At 69.3% G+C, this 21,112-nt stretch carries 22 protein-coding genes and 1 riboswitch; of the genes, 9 read left to right on the forward strand and 13 right to left on the reverse strand.

Annotation, left to right across the window (positions count from 1 at the left end; all coding sequences use genetic code 11):
* The first annotated feature begins 8 nt into the window (after positions 1-8).
* Positions 9-383, forward strand: a complete 375-nt coding sequence (locus Y958_RS16570) for a hypothetical protein (protein WP_088873120.1) — start codon at positions 9-11, stop codon at positions 381-383.
* Here the strand turns inward: Y958_RS16570 and Y958_RS16575 are convergent.
* Positions 380-1,108 (reverse strand): hypothetical protein, encoded by a 729-nt coding sequence (locus tag Y958_RS16575; protein ID WP_145727571.1) that lies wholly within the window; start codon positions 1,106-1,108, stop codon positions 380-382. The two genes, Y958_RS16570 and Y958_RS16575, sit on opposite strands and share 4 nt — an antisense overlap.
* A gap of 228 nt (positions 1,109-1,336) precedes the next feature.
* Here Y958_RS16575 and Y958_RS16580 point away from each other — a divergent pair, with 228 nt between their 5' ends.
* Positions 1,337-2,056: a 4'-phosphopantetheinyl transferase family protein gene (locus Y958_RS16580; protein ID WP_145727570.1), complete on the forward strand. Its 720-nt coding sequence runs from the start codon at positions 1,337-1,339 to the stop codon at positions 2,054-2,056.
* On the opposite strand, the gene Y958_RS16585 is transcribed toward Y958_RS16580, so the two are convergent.
* The gene (locus Y958_RS16585) at positions 2,057-4,099 is read right to left on the reverse strand and encodes a TonB-dependent receptor (protein ID WP_244909552.1); all 2,043 of its coding nucleotides are present in this window, start codon (positions 4,097-4,099) and stop codon (positions 2,057-2,059) included. It lies immediately after the preceding gene.
* 139 nt (positions 4,100-4,238) lie between these two features.
* A riboswitch (cobalamin riboswitch) is annotated at positions 4,239-4,468 on the reverse strand.
* Between the two features lie 395 nt (positions 4,469-4,863).
* Between Y958_RS16585 and Y958_RS16590 the strand changes: the two genes are divergently transcribed.
* The 3 genes from Y958_RS16590 (at position 4,864) to Y958_RS16600 (ending at position 7,310) form a co-directional block, all read left to right on the forward strand.
* Entirely contained in the window at positions 4,864-6,492 is a 1,629-nt protein-coding gene (locus Y958_RS16590; protein ID WP_244909553.1) for a DEAD/DEAH box helicase, read from the forward strand.
* A gap of 58 nt (positions 6,493-6,550) precedes the next feature.
* Positions 6,551-6,787 carry a hypothetical protein gene (locus Y958_RS16595; protein ID WP_088873124.1) on the forward strand — a complete coding sequence of 79 codons (237 nt, stop codon included), beginning with the start codon at positions 6,551-6,553 and terminating at the stop codon, positions 6,785-6,787.
* 103 nt (positions 6,788-6,890) lie between these two features.
* Positions 6,891-7,310: a DUF2177 family protein gene (locus tag Y958_RS16600; protein WP_244909554.1), complete on the forward strand. Its 420-nt coding sequence runs from the start codon at positions 6,891-6,893 to the stop codon at positions 7,308-7,310.
* On the opposite strand, the gene Y958_RS16605 is transcribed toward Y958_RS16600, so the two are convergent.
* From Y958_RS16605 to Y958_RS16620, 4 genes are all read right to left on the reverse strand, one after another.
* Entirely contained in the window at positions 7,289-7,777 is a 489-nt protein-coding gene (locus tag Y958_RS16605) for a hypothetical protein (protein WP_145727569.1), read from the reverse strand. The two genes, Y958_RS16600 and Y958_RS16605, sit on opposite strands and share 22 nt — an antisense overlap.
* A gap of 103 nt (positions 7,778-7,880) precedes the next feature.
* Positions 7,881-8,708 (reverse strand): DUF1295 domain-containing protein, encoded by an 828-nt coding sequence (locus Y958_RS16610; RefSeq protein ID WP_244909555.1) that lies wholly within the window; start codon positions 8,706-8,708, stop codon positions 7,881-7,883.
* 3 nt (positions 8,709-8,711) lie between these two features.
* Positions 8,712-9,395, reverse strand: a complete 684-nt coding sequence (locus Y958_RS16615; RefSeq protein ID WP_088873127.1) for a ChrR family anti-sigma-E factor — start codon at positions 9,393-9,395, stop codon at positions 8,712-8,714.
* Positions 9,392-10,018, reverse strand: coding sequence for a sigma-70 family RNA polymerase sigma factor (locus Y958_RS16620; protein WP_244909556.1), 627 nt, complete (start codon positions 10,016-10,018; stop codon positions 9,392-9,394). Before Y958_RS16620 ends, Y958_RS16615 begins: the two co-directional genes overlap by 4 nt.
* 267 nt (positions 10,019-10,285) lie before the next feature.
* Between Y958_RS16620 and Y958_RS16625 the strand changes: the two genes are divergently transcribed.
* Both Y958_RS16625 and Y958_RS16630 read left to right on the forward strand, forming a co-directional pair.
* Complete coding sequence (locus Y958_RS16625; RefSeq protein ID WP_088873129.1) at positions 10,286-11,098, forward strand: DUF1365 domain-containing protein; 813 nt, start codon at positions 10,286-10,288, stop codon at positions 11,096-11,098.
* 13 nt (positions 11,099-11,111) lie between these two features.
* Positions 11,112-12,353 carry an SAM-dependent methyltransferase gene (locus Y958_RS16630; RefSeq protein WP_244909557.1) on the forward strand — a complete coding sequence of 414 codons (1,242 nt, stop codon included), beginning with the start codon at positions 11,112-11,114 and terminating at the stop codon, positions 12,351-12,353.
* A gap of 16 nt (positions 12,354-12,369) precedes the next feature.
* On the opposite strand, the gene Y958_RS16635 is transcribed toward Y958_RS16630, so the two are convergent.
* Positions 12,370-13,698 (reverse strand): cytochrome P450, encoded by a 1,329-nt coding sequence (locus Y958_RS16635; protein ID WP_088873131.1) that lies wholly within the window; start codon positions 13,696-13,698, stop codon positions 12,370-12,372.
* A gap of 13 nt (positions 13,699-13,711) precedes the next feature.
* Entirely contained in the window at positions 13,712-14,314 is a 603-nt protein-coding gene (locus Y958_RS16640) for an acyl-homoserine-lactone synthase (protein ID WP_088873132.1), read from the reverse strand.
* A 129-nt stretch (positions 14,315-14,443) separates the two neighbouring features.
* On the opposite strand from Y958_RS16640, the gene Y958_RS16645 reads away from it, so the two are divergent.
* Both Y958_RS16645 and Y958_RS16650 read left to right on the forward strand, forming a co-directional pair.
* Positions 14,444-15,211, forward strand: a complete 768-nt coding sequence (locus Y958_RS16645; RefSeq protein WP_186291442.1) for a helix-turn-helix transcriptional regulator — start codon at positions 14,444-14,446, stop codon at positions 15,209-15,211.
* 102 nt (positions 15,212-15,313) lie between these two features.
* Positions 15,314-16,087: a sulfite exporter TauE/SafE family protein gene (locus Y958_RS16650; protein WP_088873134.1), complete on the forward strand. Its 774-nt coding sequence runs from the start codon at positions 15,314-15,316 to the stop codon at positions 16,085-16,087.
* Here Y958_RS16650 and Y958_RS16655 read toward each other — a convergent pair whose 3' ends face one another.
* The 5 genes from Y958_RS16655 to Y958_RS16675 form a co-directional block, all read right to left on the reverse strand.
* Positions 16,088-16,828 (reverse strand): alpha/beta fold hydrolase, encoded by a 741-nt coding sequence (locus Y958_RS16655; protein ID WP_088873135.1) that lies wholly within the window; start codon positions 16,826-16,828, stop codon positions 16,088-16,090.
* The gene (locus Y958_RS16660; RefSeq protein ID WP_088873136.1) at positions 16,825-18,048 is read right to left on the reverse strand and encodes a GNAT family N-acetyltransferase; all 1,224 of its coding nucleotides are present in this window, start codon (positions 18,046-18,048) and stop codon (positions 16,825-16,827) included. The genes Y958_RS16655 and Y958_RS16660 overlap by 4 nt, the downstream gene beginning before the upstream one ends.
* Positions 18,049-18,134: 86 nt before the next feature.
* Positions 18,135-18,602 carry a RidA family protein gene (locus tag Y958_RS16665; protein ID WP_088873137.1) on the reverse strand — a complete coding sequence of 156 codons (468 nt, stop codon included), beginning with the start codon at positions 18,600-18,602 and terminating at the stop codon, positions 18,135-18,137.
* 21 nt (positions 18,603-18,623) lie between these two features.
* Positions 18,624-19,280 (reverse strand): phosphatase PAP2 family protein, encoded by a 657-nt coding sequence (locus Y958_RS16670; RefSeq protein ID WP_088873138.1) that lies wholly within the window; start codon positions 19,278-19,280, stop codon positions 18,624-18,626.
* Between the two features lie 14 nt (positions 19,281-19,294).
* On the reverse strand, positions 19,295-21,112 hold the full coding sequence (locus tag Y958_RS16675; RefSeq protein WP_088873139.1) for an ArnT family glycosyltransferase: 1,818 nt from the start codon (positions 21,110-21,112) through the stop codon (positions 19,295-19,297).

Here is a 21,112-nt window from a genome sequence, read left to right on the forward strand (position 1 = left end):
AGAATGAAATGAATTCATCTGATGATGATGGGAACCAGAAGCGCCTCTGGACGCGCGACGAAATCCTTATGTCTATGTTGGGGGATATGATCGTCTCCCGCGATTTCGCTCAGGACTATGCCGATTTGCTGATTAAGCATCGGCATGGCGAGGAACAGGCCGCGCGGTATCGTCCCTGGACCGCGGAAGACAAGGGAAAGACTTGGGAGGTGACCAGTGGTGTCGCCGCTGATGAGGATGAGGACGGGGCGCCGTCGATCTATCGCGTCACCATTGCGAAGCAGGACGGACGGATCCTCATGTATAAGCAAGAGACCAGGGTGCCGGTTGTCCATGGCATTGCGGAAATCATCCGCAGCGCCAAGAAGAAAGAGGAGCGTTAGAACACGTACTTCACCGTCAGGCTCAGCACCGGGTACCAGCTGTAGTCCTTCACATCGTCGCGCAGTTCCTGGCGTTCGGCGTCCAGGCGGTTTTGGAAGTCGGGAGTGGTCGTGACGGGACCGCTGGCGTCGAGGGAGACCCTGGGCGTGCCGTGGTACATGGCGCCCAGGTCGACGCCGAAGCGCCAACGGTCGGCCACCGCGCCCTCATAGCCCACACCGACGTAAGGAGCGAAGCGGTTGAAGGCGACCTTGCCGTTCAGGCTGCCGACCTCGCTGGCGGTGTAGGTCATGCCGTGGATGGTGTAGGTGGCGTTCTGCGGCGTGCCCTTCAGATCGACCTCGTTCAGGTTCAACCGCGCGCCAGCGGTCACGCGCCAGCCGCCGCCGAAGGGATGCAGGTCGGCCAGCAGGCCGAAGGACTCCAGCGTGGCGTCGCCGTCGTAGCGCACGTCGCGCACCGTGTGGTTGGCGGAAAAGCTGAAGCCGTTGGCGTTGAGGCGCAGGCCGAAATGGTCGTTGAAGCGGGCGCCGACCTCCGCCCCCAGGCCCAGGGTGCTGACCACCGGCCCGACGCTCAGCAAGGGACCCGAGCCCGCCGGATCGGCCGTCTGCGCCTGGGCGGCGAGGGCGGCGGACACGGTCGCCAGCGCCACGGTGGCGGCCAGAATGCGGCGGGCGTTGCGGCGGTTGGGCATAGTCGTCGGGGCTCCGGTCACGGTCATGCTGCGCTTCAATCGGCCGGCCGCACGCCGTGTTCCTTGGGGATTCGGGGGATCATTTTCCGGATAGGGCGGCAATACCTTTGGCGATGGGGATATCCCCAGCCGTAGCGGGGCAATATATGGATTACCGCGTCGGTTGAGGGGCCGGGGGAGCGGGCCCTTGACAGGGCACGGCCGGGCGCCTGTTCTGGCCAGACTTTCTGCTCCCTGTCGCCTGAACGGATGACCATGCCGCTGCTGCGGACCCTGCCCTTGAGCCCGCTGGATGACGCGGCCTATGCCCGCCTGTGGCCCCTACTGGATGAGGGGGAGCAGGCGCGGGCCCGTCGCTTCGTGTTCGAGGCCAACCGGCGGGAATATGTGGCGGCCCATGGCCTGGCCCGGCTGTGGCTGGGCCGGCTGCTGGGCCGGCCGCCGGCGGCGCTGGCCTTCACCCCCCTCACGCCCCAGGGCAAGCCGGGGCTGGTGGACGCGCCGGCGGGGCTGGATTTCAACCTATCGCACACCGATGGCCTGGTGGCCTGTGCCGTGACCCTGGATGCCGGCGCACGGATAGGCGTGGATGTGGAACGCCGCGACCGCCGTATCGGGGCGGAGTTGGCGACGGCCATGTTCGCGGCGGAGGAACTGGCCTGGCTGGATGCCCGCCCCGCCGGGCGCGGTGGGCCGGATCTGGTGACCTTCTGGACCCTGAAGGAAGCCTACATCAAGGCCCTGGGCGTGGGCCTGTCGCTGCCCACCGACAGCTTCGCCATGGCACCCGAAGGCCCCGCGCTGGTCCGTCACGACGGGTCGTTGCCGTCTGACTTGGCCTGCCGGCTGTGGGTGCGCGACCTGCCCAGCGGCCACACGGCCGCCGTGGCCTGGCTGGGCCCAGCCTGGTTGGAAGGGGAAGGCCAGCTCCCCGCCGATCTGGTGACGGAGGAGGGGCTGGCCGACCTATGGTGATCAGAAACTCTGGGCCACGGTGAATCGGACGGAGCGGGGCTCCAGCGGGTGGGCGTGCAGATCGCCGACACCCTCCGCCGGCTCGCCCTTCAGTCGGTCGGTGTAATAATAGTCGGCGGCGTCGTCCTTGCTGTCGAAGACGTTGTAGAGGCCGATGCCGAAGCGCAGGCCACTTTGCAGCGTGTAGTTGGCCGTCAGGTTCCATTCCTGGCTGCCCGACGAGCGCACGCTGTTGTCCTCGATCAGCGGGTGGGCGCCGAAATAGCGGTATTCCACACCACCTGACCAGGGGCCGAGGTCACGCAGATAGATGCCCAGCGAGCCGATCAGCTTGGGCGCGTCGGGGATGAAGCTGCCGGCTGGATCGCTGTCGGTGTAGCGGGCGTGGCTGAAGGCCATGCTGCCGTAGAATTCCAGCCAGCTGAACGGGTTGTAGGTGGTGTTCAGCTCCACCCCGCGCCGGCGGCTGGGGCGCCCGGCCTCCGTCTGGCCGACATCGGCGTCATAAGTCAGCTCCGACACGAAATCCATCTGGAAGGCCGTCAGCGTGGCGGTCAGGTTGGGCAGAATGGTGCTGCGGATGCCCACCTCCTCGCCATCGGCCTTGGCCAGCAAGGGGGCGTTCCCCTGCGATGCTCCCCGCACGTCGTCGCTGTGGAAGCCGCGCCCGGCGCTGAGGTAGACCTCCGTTCCCTGCCACAGGGTGGCGATGGCGCTGCCCTTGGGCTGGAACAGGCGGGCGGCCACCACGCCGGCGTTGCTGCCGTGGTCGGTCGCGGCCAGGTAATCCTCGCGCACGCCCACCACGGTCCGCAGCCAGGGCGTCCAATGACTGGTCGCCTGGACATAGGCGCCGCCGCCGGCCTCCTGAACGTTGTCGTTCTCGGCCAGGCCATAGGCCACGCGGGCCCTGGTCGCCCGCAGGTCGACATGCACGTCGTCGAAGCGCGTGTCCAGGCCGCTCACGATCTCATGATCCAGGCCCAGCAAGTTCAGCGGCCGGCTGTAGCTGACGGCGCCGCCGGCCACCATGCGGTTCTCATCCTGGGCGTGCTGGTCGCCCTGGACGGGATTGTCCAGGAAATGGGTGAAGTTGTTCCATAGCGTCAGCTGGTTGTTGATGACATAGGCGTTGGCCGTCACCTCGCCGCCAGCTAGCCAGCCGGCCTCGACCGGCATGGCAAAGGTGCCCGACAGGCTCATGCGCCGGGCCTGGCCGCCGTCCGTCGGGTCCAGGGTGCCGTAGCGGCCGATCAAGCCTTGCGCGATGGCGCGTTCCGGCTGGTCGGTGGTGGCGTTCCATAGGGCGCGGTAGTACATGGCGGTGACGCTGAAGCCGTCGTCCCGTGCGCCCTGGCTGTAGCGCAGCACGGCGTTGCCCTTGCGCAAATTGTCCGGATGGTCCCAGGGCCCGTCATAATGCACCAGCTCACCCCCCGCCATCAGCTGGCCGGCGCCCAACCCCGCGGTGCCGGCGGCGAAGGCGCGCTGATAGCCCAGCGTGCCCGCCGTCAGCGCCACCTGGGCCGGAACCTGGTCCAGGTAACCCATCTGGATGGAACCGACGGCGGAGAAGTCACCCTGCGCCGCGAAATAGGGCCCCTTGGTGTAGCCGATGCCGCTGGCCAGTTCGGGAATCACGAAGTTCAGGTCGGTATAGCCCTGCCCGTGCGCGTGGGTGCGCATGTTGACGGGCATGCCGTCCACGCTGGTGGCCATGTCGGTGCCATGGTCCAGGTTGAAGCCACGCAGCAGATACTGGTTGGCCTTGCCCTCGCCGCTGTGGCTGGTGACCACCAGGCCGGGCACCGTCTCCAGCATCTGGCCCACGCGATAGGCGGGCAGCAGATCCAGTTCCTCCTTGACCACCACGCCCTGGCTGGAGGTGGCGGCGGTGCCGATCAGGTCGCGGCGGGCGGCGGTGACCACCACGTCATCGAGGGTGGTGGGGGACGACAGGTCGTCGTCCATGCCGGCGGCAAGGGCGGCCGGGCAGCTCAGAAATAGCAGCGATGTTGTTATTCCGGTAACGAAACGAACCATGGTTGGTAAGCCTCTGGCAACGTGACACGTCACCACGGGCCAAAGATCGGGTCACCCAACCACCAGCCTGGATATCCCCCAAACGGCCGGGACGGCGGGCGCCTTTCCCCACTGGTGCACCCCGCCCAATGTGCCCGTGCGTGACCACGGCGTGACGGCAGGTCTCCTGGCTCACGGGTCATTACCCTGGCACCGCCTTCCCGGTTTCCCAGTGGCTTCGATCCCCGCCGCGATATCGTGTGCGGGATATGGTGTCGGGCTCGCCGTTCACAGTTGCGGGGGCAGCCGCGGCATCGGGGAGGGGATCCCCACCGCGTTCCCTTTTCATCCCGCCCGGTCAGGGCGGGAACCGTCAGGGCTTTTCTACGGTGAATTGCAGGCGCATGCAAACGCGATGTCGCGGCGTGGGGGTGAGTACCCTGGCGCACAAGCTTGGCGGTTGTGTGACAACGGCCACCCACGCCTGGGCATGGCAGCAATTCGGGGGGCTTCGAGCGATTTCCCTTGTACCTGAGACCGGTCACAGCCACTTATGCGGTCTTAAGGAATGGATGGCATCATCCGTTCCCATGCCGGGCCGCTGGGCCCGGCGGTATCCCCCGGGTGGCGCGTAGCGGTGGCGGCCAAATCGCCCCTGTAGCACCCAGGGCATACTCGACCTTCTGACACATGCCTGCCGGCACGCGCCCGGGCAAGGGCTTGACCGCGATCCGCGGCCGCGAGAAACGAATGCGGCCGGCGCGTCGCCCTGGGATTCCAAGACATTGACCGCTTTCGACACCCTCTCCCTGCGGCCTGAGATTCAGGCCGCCTTGGCCCAACTGGGCCATCACACCGCCACCCCCATCCAGGCGCGGGCCATTCCCCATGCGCTGGAGGGCCGCGACATCCTGGGCATCGCCCAGACGGGCACCGGCAAGACCGCCGCCTTCACCCTGCCCATCCTGCAGCGCTTGGGGGCCGCCCCCTCGGCCCTGCCGCTGCGCATGCCCCGCGCGCTGATCCTGACCCCCACGCGTGAGCTGGCGGTGCAGATCGGCGAGAGCATCACCAACTACGGCGTGGGCCTGAAGCTCAGCCACACCGTCATTCTGGGCGGCGTCGGCCAGGGCAGCCAGGTGAAGGCGTTGGCCAACGGCATCGACATCCTGGTGGCCACGCCCGGCCGCCTGCTGGATCTGATGACCCAGGGCCACGTGCGCCTGGACAAGGTCGAGGTGCTGGTGCTGGACGAAGCCGACCGCATGCTGGACATGGGTTTCATCCACAGCCTGCGGAAGATCATGGCCAAGCTGCCGGCCAACCGGCAGACGCTGTTCTTCTCCGCCACCATGCCGGCCGACGTGTCGGAGCTGGCGAACAAGATGTTGCGCGACCCGCTGCGGGTCGAGGTCACGCCCGTCTCCACGACGGCGGAGCGCATCACGCAGCAGGTCATCTTCGTGCCGGCGGCGGAAAAGCGCCATGTGCTGGTCGACCTGATCCGGGGTGACGCCGGCATGCAGCGCAGCATCGTCTTCACCCGCACCAAGCACGGCGCCAACCGCGTGTCGGCCCAGTTGGAGCAGGCGGGCATCGAGGCCGCCGCCATCCACGGCAACAAGTCGCAGAACGCGCGGCAGAAGGCGCTGGACGGCTTCCGCGCCGGCACCGTGCGCGTGCTGGTGGCGACCGACATCGCGGCGCGCGGCATCGATGTGGACGGCGTCACCCACGTGGTGAACTTCGAGTTGCCCAACGAGCCGGAGACCTATGTCCACCGCATCGGCCGCACCGCCCGCGCCGGCGCCTCCGGCGTCGCCGTGTCGCTGTGCACGGCCGATGGGGATGAGCGCGTCTACCTGCGCGACATCGAAAAGCTGATCCGCAAGTCCATCCCGGTGGGTGAGCGGCCCGAGGCCACGCCCCAGGCCGCCGCCGCCCCGATGAGCCGTCCGCCCCTGCCGGCCCGCCAGCCGCGCAACGGCGGCGGCAACGGCGGTCGCGGGCAGCCCCGCGGCCAGCGTGGCGCCGAGGGTCAGGCAGAGGCTCGGCCCCAGGGCCAACGGCCCGCCCGGAATGATGGCCAACGGCCCGCCCGGAATGATGGCCAGCGGCCTGCCCGTAACGACGGCCAGCGGCCAACCCGGACGGAGGGTAACCGCCCGCAGGGCCCGCGTCTTGAAGGGGTGCGCCCCGAGGGCGGCCGTCCGCAGCAGCAAGCGCGCCCGCAGGGCCAGCGTCCGGCCCAGCCGCAGGGGCAGCGTCCCAACGCCCCCCGTCCGGCCGCGCCGCGCCCCGCCCAGGACGGCCGTGGCACCCAGTTCTCCAGTTTCGTGGCGGCCTTGAACGCCAACGAAGATCAGCAGCCGTCGGCCCGCGAGGATCGCAACCGTCCGCGCCGCCGCCGCTGATCCCGTTCCAGTCTTGCCAGTTCCAGTCTTGATGGTTCTTTAGGAAGAGGAGGTCCCCATGGGCCGCAGCAGTAAGCCGAAATCCAAGTCCGTCAGCGAATTCGTCCTGTTCGACGTCCTGTATGACGATGGTTCGCGGTCGTCCAACCGCCGCGTCCCCTCGTCCGAACTGGGCGGCCTGGACGGTGACGAGCCCGCCCGCGCCATCATCGAGGCGCAGGACCGCGAAATCGCCGCCATGTCCGGCAACCCGCGTGGCCGCATCAAGTCGCTGACCCGCTCGCCGATCCGGTGAGCGCCGGGCTGATCCGTTCGCATCGCTGACGCGTATTGAGAAACGTCCCGTGTCCAGGCCCGGGGCGTTTTTCTTTTTTTGGCTTTGCGGGGAGGAAAAGGCCTTGGGACCACTGCTGCGCCAGGCCGCGATCTACGCGGCGACCCTTATCGCCTTCCTGGCCCTGGATGCCGTCTGGCTGACCCGCATGGTTGGGTTTTACCGCCAGGTGATGGGTGACATGGTGGCGCCCCAGCCGCGCCTGGGGCCGGCGGCCCTGTTCTACCTGCTCATGGCGGGCGGCATCGTCTTCTTTTGCGTGGAACCGGCCACGCGGTCGGAGGCGCCGCTGATGCAGGCGCTGATGCGCGGCGCGGTGTTCGGTCTCCTCACCTACGGCACGTACGACCTTACCAACCACGCCACCTTGCGCCTGTGGTCCGCCCGGCTGAGCGCGCTGGATATGGCGTGGGGGACGATTCTGACCGCCGTGGCGGCGGCGGCCGGCTGTGCCGCCGCCCTCTATTTCAGCAAGAATCCATAATGATTGCCGCCGGCCGTGCGGTTCACGATCTGGCCTGGGGTATAGTCGAAGGTATCGTCCAGGGTCAGACGCACGAAGATGGGCTTTCCCATCATGTCCACGTGCGCCAAATCCGCTATCTCATAGTGCACATGCACCTTGCCACCGGCCAATGACACCAGGGTGACATCGCCGCCGATGCAGACCTGGCCGTTGAACTTGGCGCGCACGTAGTAAGTGTCGCGCCCATCCGCCAGAACGGTGGATTCAACACGCCGCACGTCCACCGGTGTCAGCGGCAACTCGATCCGATACATGGTCAGCACGTCCGTGCCCGTGGGGCGGGTCGTGTGCAGGTCCAGGGCGCAGGCGGCCTGCAACATCTTCTGGTCCGGCCCGGGCCCCATGGGGTCGTCGCCGGAGCACCCGCCCAGCGCCAAGCCGGTGGCCAAGGCCAGGACGGCCCCCATCTTCATCCCATGCCGCATGCCCATCCCCCAATATGCTATACCCCGGGCCCCTTCGGAGTCTCCCCGGGGCGGCCGATCGCTCCCGCCAGCTAATCGTCCGGTGGGGCGGACGGTCAAGGATCTATTCCGTGTCCCGCCATGGGGCCCGCCGTGGCGGCCAGGGGACGAAGGCGCTGGTACGCCGGCAGTAGTCGGCAAACGCGGCCCCTCGGGACCGGGTCATATGGGCCTCCAGCGGCGGCAGGCCGGAGACATGGACCAGCAGGACATACATCATGAGGGGGCCGACGAAAGCGAGCCAACCCCAAGGCCAAAGCCCCTCCGGCCCCGGTGCCAGGGCGAAGCAGGGATAGGCCAGCCAGCTCAGCCATTCGAAAAAATAGTTGGGGTGCCGCGACCAGCGCCACAAGCCGGCATCGCAGACCCGGCCATGGGCATCGGGCCGTCGGCGGAAACGGGCCAGCTGGGCGTCGGCCACCCCTTCGCCGGCGATGCCCCCCAGCAGCACCAGCGTGCCCAGCACGTCCCCGCCGCCAAGGCCGGGTGCGGGGTTGCGGGCCGCGGCATAAACGGTCACCCCCAGCAGGGCCGCGGCCACGGCCTGGCTTTGCAGGAACCAGAACAGGCGGGCGGGGGCCCGCGGCCCCCAAACGCGCATCAGCTCGGCATATCGTGGATCGTCACCGCCGCCCCGGGTACGCACCCCGATATGGGCGGCCAGGCGCGCCGACCACAGCCCCACCAGCGTAGCGACCAGGATTTGCCGGGCGGTGGGGGGCGCCCCGTTCACGGGAACCAGGGCAGCGGCCAGGCCACCCGCGCCGACGGCCAGCGACCAGCACGTGTCCACCCAACCCGATTGGCGGGTGCGCCGCTGGATGGCCCAGGCCAGGGCCATGAGGGCGCATTGGCCAAGTGCCACGACCGCCAGCAGAAGGGCGGGCGCCAAGGGTCAGAGCCCGACCAGCGGCTGGACCAGGCGGCCCAGCAGGCTGTGGATGCGCAGCCGGCCGTGCACGGCGATCAGGCACAGGCAGTCGCCATCCGGCTCCGCCAGCGGCTGGTGATCCACGCTGGCATCCACCGCCGCCATGTCGCCGGAGCCGAAGCGGCCGAAGACGTCGTTGAAGGCGCCGTCGATGACACAGGTGTATTCCTGGCCCCGATGGCCATGCATGGGTATGGCCATGCCTGCCGCCACCCGGAACAGCATGACCTTGTAGCCTTGGGCAGGGTCGACCCGCACCGCGCGTCCCCGGATGCCGGGCGCGACGAACCGCCAGGGGCCCAGCCGCTGGCGACGCAAGGCGGCGGGCAGCGCCGGATCGGGGTCGAGGGTGGGCACGTCCGCCAGCGGTCGTTTCTCCTCCAGGCGGGCGCCATCAAGCCGGGCAAGCGTGCGCTCCAGCGCGTCATCGGCCAGCGCCACAGGACGCTGGCTGTTCAGCAGGGCGCCGCCCAGCGCCTCCCATGCCCGCACCTGGTGGCGGCAGATGGGGCAGAAGTCGAGATGGGTGGCCACCACCAGCGCGGGGCCGTCGGCCAGGGTGCCGGCGGCGTGGCGCGACAGCAGGTCGGCGTCGGGATGGTGGGTGGGGCAGGGCAGGGAAGGTGGCGGGCGCATGGCGGCGATCATCGTTCGGCCCCCCCGGGATCGATCACGCCGCGCAGGCGGGCCATGGCCAGGCGCAGGCGCGACTTGACCGTCCCCAGCGGAATGCCCAGGCGGCGGGCGATGTCCGGGTGAGGCGCGTCTTCAAAGAAAGAAAGCCGCACGACCGCCAGTTGATCCGGGGGCAGGGTGTCAAGGGTGGCGCGCAGGCGGTCCGCCGCCTCTGCCGCGAACAACAGGTCGTCCGCCGGTTCCGGCTCGGCCGGCGTCAGGCTTTCCTGCGCCACGGCGGCCTCCGCCGAGCGGCTGCGGCGGGCCGCGTCGATGCGCAGGTTGCGGGCGATGGTGAAGATCCAGGTGGCGGCCCGCGCGCGGGATGGGTCGAAGATGGCGGCCTTGCGCCAGACGGCCAACATGACCTCCTGCGCCAGCTCCTCCGCCTCCATGGAGGGCAGGCCGGTGGTCAAGAGATAGCTCTTGATGCGGGGGGCGTAGTGCCGGAACAGGGCCGAGAACGCGGCGCGGTCGCCCTGTGTGGCGATGGCCCGCAGGTGGCGGGCGTGCACGTCCTCCAACACGACCGTGTCAGCCGTGGCGCCGGCTGCGGTACGGCCTTCCGGAAGGATACCATCCCCGCCGCTGCTCACGCGGCCGTCCCCCGGCCGGGCCCAGGACATGCCAGGCCGGCCGGTCGATGGCCGGCGACGGGGTAATGCGGTTCGAAGGGTGCGGGCGTCATGCATGTCACTCTATACGAACCACGGCGGATTTGGATCAGCCGCTGTATTGACTGATCCAGCATTCACCCTGGCGCGTATAGGGGTCGCAAGCTTTTACTGCCAGGCGTGGGAGGCATGGGGCCGATGTCAGACATGGATGCGGACTTGGCGGATATGGGGAAACCCGGCGCCCCAATGTCCGGCCACAGCGCCCTCTACCGAGGCTGGGTGGCCCACCGCCGCACCTGGCCGCGCCGCCACCATCTGCGTTATCGCGTCTGGTCCATGCTGCTGGACCTGGATGAGCTGCCGGCCCTGCACCTGCGGCTTCGGCTTTTCTCCCACAACAGTTTCAACCTGCTGTCCTTTCATGACGCCGATCATGGGGACGGTTCCGGCAGGCCCCTGGCGGACCAGGTGGCGGGGCTGCTGGCCGAGGCCGAAGCCGGCTACGACGGCGGTGCGATCCGGCTGTGGTGCATGCCCCGCGTCCTGGGCTACGCCTTCAACCCCATCAGCATTTATTTCTGCCATCGCCGCGACGGCACGCTCTGCGCCTTGGTGCATGAGGTGAACAACACCTTCGGGCTGCGGCACAGCTACGTCATTCCGGTGGATGCCCGGGCGGCCGCTGGCGGCGTGGTGCGCCAGCACTGCACCAAACATCTCCACGTCTCCCCCTTCCTGGACATGGACGCGCGTTATGAGTTCCGCGTGTCCCCGCCCGCAGAGGGCTTGACCGTGGCCATCCAGGTGCGCCCTGGCGATGACCGGGACGAGCGATCCGCGCCCATCCTGTCCGCCTGCTTCAGCGGACGGCGCCTGGCGCTGGATGATGCCGGCGTCCTGATCGCCTGGGCGGCGCAGCCGCTGCTGACCTGGAAGGTCGTGGCGGCGATCCACTGGCAGGCCCTGAAGCTGTGGCTGAAGGGCGTCGGCTTCCGGCCCAGCCCGCCGCCGCCGCCCCGGTCCGTCACCATCGTCACCTCCGCCGATCCTGGCATCTAGGACTTCACCACCCATGTCATTGGACATCTCTCCCTCCCCCGTGGCCTCATCCCCATCCCTGCAACGGCTGTCTCTGCAACGGCTGCCTGCCGCCCTGCTGTCGCGCATGATGGCGCGGCTAGCGGTGGGGCAGATCACGGTGCGGTTGCCGGACGGCACCCGGCTGACGCGGCGGGCGGCGCAGCCTGGGCCCGAAGGCGTGCTGGAACTACATCGCTGGCGCGCCGTGCGGCGGCTGGCGCTGGGCGGTGACATCGCCTTCGCCGAAGCCTATGCCGATGGCGATTGGTCCAGCCCCGACCTGCCGGCCTTGCTGGAACTGGCGGCGCGTAATATTTCCCGGTTGGATGGCGCCATGGCCGGCACACCGCTGGCCCGCATGGTGAACCGGCTGTTGCATCGTGGCCGCGCCAACACCCGGGCCGGCAGCCGCCGCAACATCATTGCCCATTATGATCTGGGGAACGACTTCTATGCCCGCTGGTTGGACCAGGGCATGGCCTATTCCTCCGCTCTCTATACGTCTCCCGACCAATCGCTGGAGGCGGCGCAGGCGGTCAAGCTGGACCGTATCGTCCAGCTGCTGGGCATCAGCGGCGGGGAACGGGTGCTGGAGATCGGCTGCGGCTGGGGTGGCTTGGCGGAACGGATCGCGCGCGAAGGCTGCCATGTCACCGGCTTGACCTTGTCGCCCGCCCAGCTGGCGGCGGCGCAGGACCGGTTGATCGAGGCCGATCTGGGCTGCCGCGCGGATCTGCGCCTGCAGGACTATCGCGACGTCACCGGCACCTACGACCGCATCGTTTCCATCGAAATGCTGGAGGCGGTGGGGGAACGCTACTGGCCGCTGTACTTCCGGACGCTGCGCCAGCGCCTGTCCGATGACGGGGTGGCGGTGCTGCAGGTCATCACCATCGACGACGCCCGCTTTGGGCATTACCGCAGCAATGTCGACTTCATCCAGCGCCACGTCTTCCCGGGTGGCATGCTGCCGCCGCCCGGCCGCCTGGCGCGGGAGGCGGCGGCGGCCGGCCTGCGACTGGACGGGGCGGAAACCTTCGGCGACAGCTATGCCCGCACCTTGGCGGAATGGCGCCGCCGCTTCCATGCCGCCTGGGCCGACATCCAGGCCCAAGGGTTCCCGCCCCGCTTCCGCCGGCTATGGGATTACTATCTGGCGTATTGCGAGGCGGGGTTCCGCGCCGGCCTGATCGATGTCGGGCTCTATCGCCTGGTTCCGGCATCTTGCCCGTAACCTGCTCAAGGGGCGGTCAAGCCACCTTGCGCAGGGGCTCACGCACCGACAGGCGCACCTTCATGCCGGCGCGGGGGGCGCCCAGGGTGATGCCACCCTCCGGCACCTGGGCCGCCAGCGGCCCGGACAGCGCCTCGATGTCGAAGGTGGTGACCAGCATGGCCGCCAGGGCCGTCAGCTCCGCCGTCGCCAGCTGTGCCCCGATGCAGGCGCGCGGGCCGGCGCCGAAGGGCACGTAGGCGAACTTGTCCGGCTGCGGGCCCTCCAGGAAGCGGGCGGGTTTCAGCTCCAGCGGGTCCGCCCATTGGTCCGGCCGGCGGTGCAGGGCCCAGGGGCACAGCAGGATCGAGGCGCCCTTGGGGATGGCCACACCCGATACCACGTCGTCGGCCAAGGCCGTGCGGGCGAACCACCAGGCACTGGGGTAAAGGCGCAGCACCTCCTGCACCATGGCACGGGTGCGAGGCAGATCGCGCAGCAGGCCGGGGCGCAGCTCCCCGTCGGCGGGCAGATTCTCCTCCACCTCCTGACGCAGCCAGGCAGCCAGATCCGGTCGCCGGGCCAGGGCGTAGGCCAGCCAGCAGCCGGCGGTGGCCGTGGTTTCGAATCCCGCCACCAGGGCGGTGATGGCCTCGTCCCGCATGACCGCCGGCCCATACTCCGCGACCAGGGGGTGCAAGGCCGCCAGGAAGCCCTTGGGGGCCTGGGCGAAGCCAGCGATCTGGCGCTCCATTTCCGCGATGGCGCCGCGGAAGGCACGGCCTTCCCGCGTGGGCAGGTACATATCCAGATCCACCAGTCGCCACATGGACAGGCTGAGATGACGGTGGGCGACGCAGCCCGCCCGGTAGATGGCGTCGGCGGCCGCCGCGTCCTCCAGCCGTTCATGGAACAGGGCCGCGATCACCATGCGCATGGTCAGCCGGCCCATCAGGCCGTGCAAGTCGATCTCGGACCCGCTGGTCTGGGCCAGGCCCGCCGCTTCCTGAGCCAGCACGCACAGGGCCAGCTCCAGCCCATGGTTCAGGCGGCTTTGTGAAAAGGCGGCCTTGGCGGCCTGGCGGGCCGCATCCCAGCGCGGACCGCTGGCGGTCACCATGCCCTCGCCGAACAGGGGGCGCAGGCGCGCCTGTTCGGCCCCCTTGCCATAGGCGTCGCGGTTTTCCACGAGCACGCGCTGGAAACCCGCCGGATGGCTGATCAGGAAGGCAGGCTTGGGGCCCAGGCGCAGGGCCACGGGGACATCGGCACCGATGCCGTGGCGCTCGACGAAGCCGATGGGATCGGCGGCGAAATCGGGCAGGTCGCCCAGCACGGCGCGCCGCAGGTTGGTGATGAAGCTCATGGATTGGTCTCCGTCAGGCGGCGCGCGGGTCGGCGCCGGCGGTGGTCCGGGATGAGGGGCTGGTGGCGTAGGCCGGCACGTCCAGGGCGATGATCACGGCGTGGATGTCGCCCTTGTGGCCTTGGCCGACATGGATGGGGGTGGTCTCCTCCGTCACCGGCAGGCCGCACAGGCGCACAAAGCGGCCGAAGGCTGGTTCCACCACCGCGATCAGACGGTTGGCGGCGCGCGCCACGCCGAAGGCCCCGATGGCCTGCACCAGCACCTTGCCCACGTCACGCCGGTTGGCCACGTCGGGGCAAATGACGAAGCGGCTGATTTCCCATACGTCCGGGGCGTGGGGGGCCGGTCTATCCCCCAGCAACATGGGAAAGTCGCGTTCCAGCAGATAGGGTTCGGTGGTGGGCAGCGCCCGCCAATAACCCACCATGCGGCCCCCCTGGAGGGCCGCGCAGTGCCAGGCCTTCCGGTCGAATCCGTCGAATTCCAGCAGATCGACCGAGGCCACGTCCCAGCCTAAGCCTTCACGAAAAACCCGGTGCCGCAACCGCCAGGCTTGGGCCAGCAGCTCCGGCGAGTCCGGGCCTGAGAAATTCACGACGCGCAACGATGACATGGTCCAACTCCGCCCGTTTTTCCGGGGTCAGTACGACATCGTTAGGGGCCTCGAAAAAGCTGGGCATATGCCGAGGTATTCCCTCGCGCCGGCCGTGTCGAGGCATCCACCCGCGATGAAGAGATGGCCATGCGAAAGATCGAGGATATGTTGTCGGCCTTCACGTCCGCCGGAACCCTGGACGATTTGAAGAACGCCCTGGACAGGCAGGTCGCTAATTTGGGCTTCGACGCCGCCAGCTACGTTGATGTGCGGCGTCTGCCGATTGCCGAGGAGCCTGTACCGTTCTACCAAACGTCGTTACGGAAGGATTTTCTAGAGACCTATCTGGCAGAGGATCTTCTGGGGTACGACCCGGTGGTGAACCGGGCCGCCACCACCAACGCGCCCTTCACCTGGGCCGATGTTCCGGAATTCCGGCCGGCCAGGGGCGGCGGCCGGGGCGCGCGCAACCGCGCGCGGCAGGTCATGGAGATCGCCCGGGACTTCGGCTACCGCCAGGGCTTCGTGCTGCCGTTGCATGCGGTGGATGGCCACGGCTTCCCCGCTTCCGCCTTGATCAGCCTGTTCTGGCGCCAGGAACCGGATCTGCTGGACCGGCCGGAACACCGCCCCGCCTGGCTGCGGCTGGCCGGGTCCTTCTATCATGAGCGGGCGCTGAACCTGCGCCGCGAGGTGGCCTTGCCACCCTTGGTCCCACCCTCGCTGACGGACCGCGAGAGGGAATGCCTGGTGTGGGCCTGCCGGGGCAAGACGCGGGCGGAGACGGCCGATATCATGGGGGTTTCCGACCGCACGGTGGAGTTCCACCTGACCAACACCATGCGCAAGCTGGGGGTGCACAGCAAGTACCACGCCATCGCGGTGGCGGTGCAACTGCGGCTGATCGCGCCGTAAGGCCGGGCGCCCGCAAAAACGCGTTTCAACTGATCCGGATCAAGTGATGCGGCCGGCGCATGGTTTATGGCTGGAGGCAGATCTTGATCCGGACATCGCCCGATGCACGACCATCTGTCCATGCTGCAATCCGCCCCTCTAAGCCTGCCCGCGCTGATGGCCGCTGTATTCATGGCGGGCCTGACCGGTGGCTTCGGCCATTGCGTGGGCATGTGCGGTCCCTTCGTGCTGGCCCAGGTGGGCGCGGCGGGGGAGGCGCCCGGCCCGGCGCTGGCGCGGGCCGGTGGCGCCCTGCTGCTGCCGTATCACCTTGGGCGCTTGACCACCTACGCCGGCCTGGGCGCGGTGGCGGGCGGCCTGTCCGGCCTGGTGGTGCGGGCGACGGAATATCGCTGGCTGCTGGCCCTGTTCCTGGGCATCGCCGCGCTGCTGTTCCTGCGCCAGGGCTTGGTGGGCCTGGGCCGGGTGGCGCCGCGCCTGCTGCGCCTGGTTCCGGCGGGACGGTTCAGCCTGGGGACGGCGGGGGCCGCCCGCCTGACGGCCTTGCTGGCGCGGCCCCTGCGGGGCCTTTTCGCCGACCCGCGCGGCCTCAACGGCTATTTCCTGGGCGTGCTGCTGGGCTTCATTCCGTGCGGCATGGTCTATGCCGCCCTGGCGGCGGCGGTCAGCAGCGGCTCCGCCGCGGGTGGCGCCTTGGTGCTGGCGGCCTTTGCCGTCGGCACGGTGCCCAGCCTGATGACCGTGGCGGTGGCGGGGCGCGCCGTGGGGCGGCAGTTCGCCGGCTTGGCCGCCTGGATCACACCGCCCCTCATGCTGCTGAACGCCGCCCTGCTGTTCAGCCTGGCTTTCGGCGTGCTGGACCGGGCGCCCTTCTGATCACGCGGCGCACAGCGCCCGCGCCCGCTCGATGGCGGCCAGCACGTCCCGGCGCCGGGTCCAGGGCAGGAAGTGGCCGGCGCCCTCCAGCGTGCGCACCTCCACCATGGCATGGGTCAGGTGGCGCTGCAGATAGGCGACGTTGCCGTAGGGCGATTCCCGGTCGGCGGTGCCATGCAGGATGACGACGGGGCAACGCAACTGGCCCAGGTCGCGCGCCAGGGCGCGCAGCTCCGGCACGATGGTCAACAGTTCCCGGTTGGCATTGCGCAGGGGGCGGGGCAGCAGGCGGCGCCACGGCTCCCGGTCCGCCCAGGGCTGTAGCGGGTGCTGGTGCTCCAGGTCCGGATCGAAGGAAGTCGCGACCAGCACCAGTGCCGCCACGCGGTGGGGCTGCTCCAGGGCCAGCCGGGCCACCACCGGGCCACCCATGGAATGGCCCACCAGGATGGCCGGCGGATTGGCCGGGTTTAGCGACAGCAGCGGCGCCAGGCGGCCGGCCTGCGCCTTCAGCCCGATCAGCGCCTGTTTCGGTTCGCTGCGGCCGAAGCCGGGCCGGTCGGGCGCCAGCAGCGACACCCCCTTGGGGCCATGCCCCAGGAACCAGCGCCAGCCGCCGGCGCTGCCCGGCGTGCCGTGCACCATGATGATGGGCCGGGCGGCCTGTTCCACCGGATCGGGCCCGGCGGCCAGGACGCTCAGGCCGTGGGCGCCCACGGACAGCCGGTGGACCTGATTCATTCGGATCCGCCGTCGCCCTGGCGGTAGGGGCTTTCGGCCATCAGCGTCTCGATGTCGGCAGCCACGCCTTCCCGTTCCCGCTCCACGAAATCGGCCACGGCGCGGCGCAGGGCGGGATCGACGATGTAGTGGGCGCTGTAGGTGGTGACGGGCAGATAGCCGCGCTGCACCTTGTGTTCCCCCTGCGCGCCGGCCTCCACCCGCTTCAACCTGCGCTCGATGGCGAACTCGATGGCGCGGTAATAGCAGGCCTCGAAATGCAGGAAGGGATAGTCCCCGGCCGAGCCCCAGTTGCGGCCGTACAGGGTGTCATCGCCCATCAGGTTCAGGGCACCCCCCACCCAGGTGGGGCGGCCTTTCGCATCCGGTCGGGCGGGGTCGCGGGCCATGACCAGAACGACGCTGTCCGCCATCTCCGCCCCCAGCCGGTGGAAGAAATCCTCCGTCAGGTAGGCCCAGCCCCACTTGCGATCGCTGGTGGCGTTGTACAGGCGGAAGAAGGCGTCCCAATGCTCCTCCCGCAGCTCGGCGCCGGTCAGCGTCAGCAGTTCCACACCGCTGTCGGCCACGGCCTGGCGCTCCTTGCGCACCGCCTTGCGCTTGCGGCTGCTGAAGGCGCCCAGGAAGTCGGCGAAGTCGCGGTATCCCCGGTTCTCCCAATGGTACTGGATGCCGTGGCGGTCCAGCCAGCCGGCGCCCGTCAGCGCGGCCCTGTCTTCCGGGGTGGGGAAGGTGACGTGGACGGACGACAGCTTGTTGTCCACCGCCGCCGCGCGCAACGCCGCCACCATCAGGCGGCGCACGCCGTCGGGATCGGGGCAGGCGGGATCCGCCATCAGGCGGGGTCCGGTCACGGGGGTGAAGGGGACGGAGACCTGGAGCTTGGGGTAATACTCCCCGCCCGCGCGCTCATAGGCGTTGGCCCAGCCCTGGTCGAACACGTATTCGCCATAGGAATGGGACTTCAGGTACATCGGGGCGGCGCCCACCAGACGGCCCTGGGCGTCGCGCACCGTCAGATGCTGGGGCAGCCAGCCCGTCTTGCGCCCAACGGAGCCGCTGTCCTCCAGCATGCGCAGGAAGGTGTGGCGGGTGAAGGGATGGCCGGGATAGGCGTCACTGGCCGCGAGCCGGTCCCAGTCCGTCGCGTCCAGCGCACCGATGCGCGGCGCCACGGCCACCTTGAGACCCGTCGTCCAGTCGCTGCTTCCATCCGCCATCACGCTATCCCGCTCCACCGGCACCCGACGTAAATAGTCGGGTGCCGACGGGCATTTAACAAGGGCGGGCGAACAGGTATGCGGCTTCAGGCCACTTCCAGGATCGCTTCCACTTCCACGGCCACGCCCAGGGGCAGCGAGGCGGCGCTGACGGCGGAGCGGGCATGGCGGCCGGCATCGCCGAAAACCTGCACGAAGGTTTCCGAGGCGCCGTTGATGACCTTGGGCTGGTCGGTGAAGTCGGCGGTGGAGTTGACGAAGCCCACCAGCTTCACCACGCGCACCACGCGGTCCAGGTCGCCGTCCAGGGCGGCCTTGGCCTGGGCGATCAGATTCAGCGCGCACAGGCGGGCGGCTTCCTGCCCCTGCTCGACGGTGAAATTGTCGCCCAGCTTGCCGACGCAGCGCAGTTCCCCATTCCAGAAGGTCACCTGGCCGGACAGGAACAGGGTGTTGCCGGTGCGCACGGCCGGCACATAGGCCGCCACCGGGATGGCCGGGGTCGGCAGTTCGATGGCGAGTTCTTTAAGACGGGCGTCAATACGGCCAGCCATGGTGTGTCCTCCAGTGGGTCGTTACGATTGAAACGGTTCTCGGGGCCGGACCATAGCGCCATCCGGCGCCGGCAGCCAGCCGCGGCGTGTGAAGCTATCGCGTAAAAGCCGGGTGGTCAGCACCGCCATGGCCGCACCCCCCAGCACGTCGGAGGGATAGTGCGCGCCCACCCACAGCCGGGTGGTGGCCAGCGCCAAGGCCAGCGCCAGCAGCCCCAGCCGCCCGCGCGGCCAGAGGATGCCGACCGACAGGGCCAGTGCCACCAGCGTGTCGGCGTGGCCCGAGGGGAAGGAATAGTAGCGGAAGCCCATGTGGAAGGGCTGGGGCCAGATGGCGCCCTCGCTCAGGAACACCACCGGTCGGGGGCGGCCCACCACGGCCTTGACGGCGTCCACTGCCAGACCGGAGAGGGCGACCGCCAGGAAGACGAAGGCCACGGCCCCCAGCCAGCGGCCCAGCCGCTCGCGTTGCGCCCCCTCCGCCTGGGCGCGGGCGGTCACCAGGGCGATGGCCGCCAGGCCCAAGGGTACCAGGCTGTAGAGACTGTCGCCCGCCCGTGTCAGGTGATGGCTGAGGGCCCTGACCCAGGGTGGCAGATCGGCCGCCCACCGGGTGAAGGGCTGGTCGACCCATAGTACCAGGCCGGCCTCCAGCACCAGGAAGCCGGCCCAGGCCATCAACGTCCTGCGGTTCACGGCTGCGGCGTCGCCGCTGCGGGCTGTTCCGCTGCCGGCGGTTGGGGCGCGGGTTCGGTCGCCGCCGGCGCGTTCTGGGGGGCGCCGGCGCGGTACAGGGCCAGGTTGGCCCAGTTGCCGCGGGAATAGTTGAAGCCCCGGAAGTGCTTGATCAGCTCCGGCGACAGGCCGCGCGCGGCCAGCTGGGCGGCGAAGGCCGGCTCTTCCTTGTCGCGCACCAGGGCCAGGGCGCAGCCAGGGTCGTCGGCCAGGTGGTTGGCCACCATGTCGGGCTCACCCAGCCTGGTCTTGGTACCCACCAGGAACACCATGCTCGGCTCGGTATAGCCGGTGGCCGCCAGCACGGTGGTGGGGCACAGGCGGTGGTCGGCCACAGCCTGGGCGATGGCGGGGCTCAGCCACATGGCCTTCAGGCTGGGCATGACCAGCCCCAGGATGGAGATCATGCTGAGGGCCCCGCCCGCGGCGACGCCCAGGGTCAGCCGCTTCAGGCAGCCGATGCGCTCCAGCACCACGAAGGCGATGCCGGTGGCCAGCGCCAGGCCGCCGGCGACGAAGCCCGCCGGCAGGTTGGTGCCCTCCAGCCGCAGCGGCGCGCCGGCACCCAGCACAGCCAGCGCGCCGGTGATGACGAGGTAGAGGACAATGACAGCCCAGCGGCCGATGCGGCCGGCCAGCGGGGGCCGGACACGCTCTTCCCGCGGAACGTTGCGGTTGGCCGCCTTTTCCGCCGCCGCCTTGGCGTCGATGCGCGACAGCAGCGCCGCCATGCCCAGAAGGGCCAGGGCGGGGAAGGTGGGCAGGACGTAGTGGGGCAGCTTGGTCGCCACCGCCTCGAAGATCAGCCATGTGGGCACGATCCAGGCCAGGCAAAAGCGCACGGCGTCGTCATGGCGGCGGCGCCAGGCCCAGGCGGCACCCAGGCCCACCAGCAAGCTGCCCGGCCAGAAGCTGAGCCAGAAGGTGATAAGGTAATAACCCGGCGGACCGGCGTGCTTCTCCTGGCCCGAATTCACCTTTCCCAGGAACTCGTGCCCGATGGCGTCGGCGAAGAACTGCCCCTTGGTGGCGATAGCGATCAGGATGGCCCAGGGCAGCACCATGGCCAGCACGATGGCCAGGCCGGGCAGGGGGCGCAGGCTCTTCAGCCAGGACCAGTCGCGGTCGGCGAAGCCCAGGGTGACGATGCTGCCCAGCACGGGCAGTAGGATGACCGGCCCCTTGATCAGGATGCCCACGCCCAGGGCGATCCAGAAGGTCAGCGTCAGGCCCCAGGTGGGGGGCATGGGCTTGCGCCGGTCCAGGTAGATGCGGCCCAGCGCGCCCATGGCGGCCACCACGGAGGCCAGCAGCACGGCGTCGGTCTTGGCCATGCGCGCCTCGACGCTCAGCAGGACGCAGACGGACATCAGCAGGGCGGCGCCGAAGCCGGCGGTGGCGCCGAACAGCAGCTGTCCCGCCCAGGCGGTCAGCAGCACGGCGGCGACGGCGCCGATCAGCGAGGGCAGGCGATAGGCCCAGATGGGCGTGGTCTCGGGGTCATGCTCGCCGGTGATGGCCTGCACGGCCGTGACCGTGGCGCTCTGCAGCCAGTGGATGCCCACCGGCTTCTTGTTGCGCGCCTCATCCTGGAAGCGGATGGACACGAAGTCGCGGGTTTCCAGCATCTGCCGCGTCGCCTGGGCGAAACGGCTCTCATCCCGGTCGAAGGGTGGGATGGTGGTGAAGCCCGGCAGGAAGGTCGCCAGCGCCAGCAGCGCCAGGATGACATAGTGCACGGGCCGCAGGACGGCGGGGCGGAAGGTGTCGTTCAT

It is taken from the genome of Nitrospirillum viridazoti CBAmc (assembly GCF_000730165.1).
Lineage (GTDB): Bacteria > Pseudomonadota > Alphaproteobacteria > Azospirillales > Azospirillaceae > Nitrospirillum > Nitrospirillum viridazoti.

Coding starts and splice junctions, on each gene's coding strand:
- Y958_RS16570 (WP_088873120.1), top strand. CDS start 9: ATGAATTCATCTGATGATGATGGGAACCAGAAGCGCCTCTGGACGCGC.
- Y958_RS16575 (WP_145727571.1), bottom strand. CDS start 1,108: ATGACCGTGACCGGAGCCCCGACGACTATGCCCAACCGCCGCAACGCC.
- Y958_RS16580 (WP_145727570.1), top strand. CDS start 1,337: ATGCCGCTGCTGCGGACCCTGCCCTTGAGCCCGCTGGATGACGCGGCC.
- Y958_RS16585 (WP_244909552.1), bottom strand. CDS start 4,099: ATGGTTCGTTTCGTTACCGGAATAACAACATCGCTGCTATTTCTGAGC.
- Y958_RS16595 (WP_088873124.1), top strand. CDS start 6,551: ATGGGCCGCAGCAGTAAGCCGAAATCCAAGTCCGTCAGCGAATTCGTC.
- Y958_RS16605 (WP_145727569.1), bottom strand. CDS start 7,777: ATGCGGCATGGGATGAAGATGGGGGCCGTCCTGGCCTTGGCCACCGGC.
- Y958_RS16615 (WP_088873127.1), bottom strand. CDS start 9,395: ATGATCGCCGCCATGCGCCCGCCACCTTCCCTGCCCTGCCCCACCCAC.
- Y958_RS16625 (WP_088873129.1), top strand. CDS start 10,286: ATGTCCGGCCACAGCGCCCTCTACCGAGGCTGGGTGGCCCACCGCCGC.
- Y958_RS16630 (WP_244909557.1), top strand. CDS start 11,112: ATGTCATTGGACATCTCTCCCTCCCCCGTGGCCTCATCCCCATCCCTG.
- Y958_RS16635 (WP_088873131.1), bottom strand. CDS start 13,698: ATGAGCTTCATCACCAACCTGCGGCGCGCCGTGCTGGGCGACCTGCCC.
- Y958_RS16640 (WP_088873132.1), bottom strand. CDS start 14,314: ATGTCATCGTTGCGCGTCGTGAATTTCTCAGGCCCGGACTCGCCGGAG.
- Y958_RS16645 (WP_186291442.1), top strand. CDS start 14,444: ATGCGAAAGATCGAGGATATGTTGTCGGCCTTCACGTCCGCCGGAACC.
- Y958_RS16650 (WP_088873134.1), top strand. CDS start 15,314: ATGCACGACCATCTGTCCATGCTGCAATCCGCCCCTCTAAGCCTGCCC.
- Y958_RS16655 (WP_088873135.1), bottom strand. CDS start 16,828: ATGAATCAGGTCCACCGGCTGTCCGTGGGCGCCCACGGCCTGAGCGTC.
- Y958_RS16660 (WP_088873136.1), bottom strand. CDS start 18,048: ATGGCGGATGGAAGCAGCGACTGGACGACGGGTCTCAAGGTGGCCGTG.
- Y958_RS16665 (WP_088873137.1), bottom strand. CDS start 18,602: ATGGCTGGCCGTATTGACGCCCGTCTTAAAGAACTCGCCATCGAACTG.
- Y958_RS16670 (WP_088873138.1), bottom strand. CDS start 19,280: ATGGCCTGGGCCGGCTTCCTGGTGCTGGAGGCCGGCCTGGTACTATGG.
- Y958_RS16675 (WP_088873139.1), bottom strand. CDS start 21,112: ATGAACGACACCTTCCGCCCCGCCGTCCTGCGGCCCGTGCACTATGTC.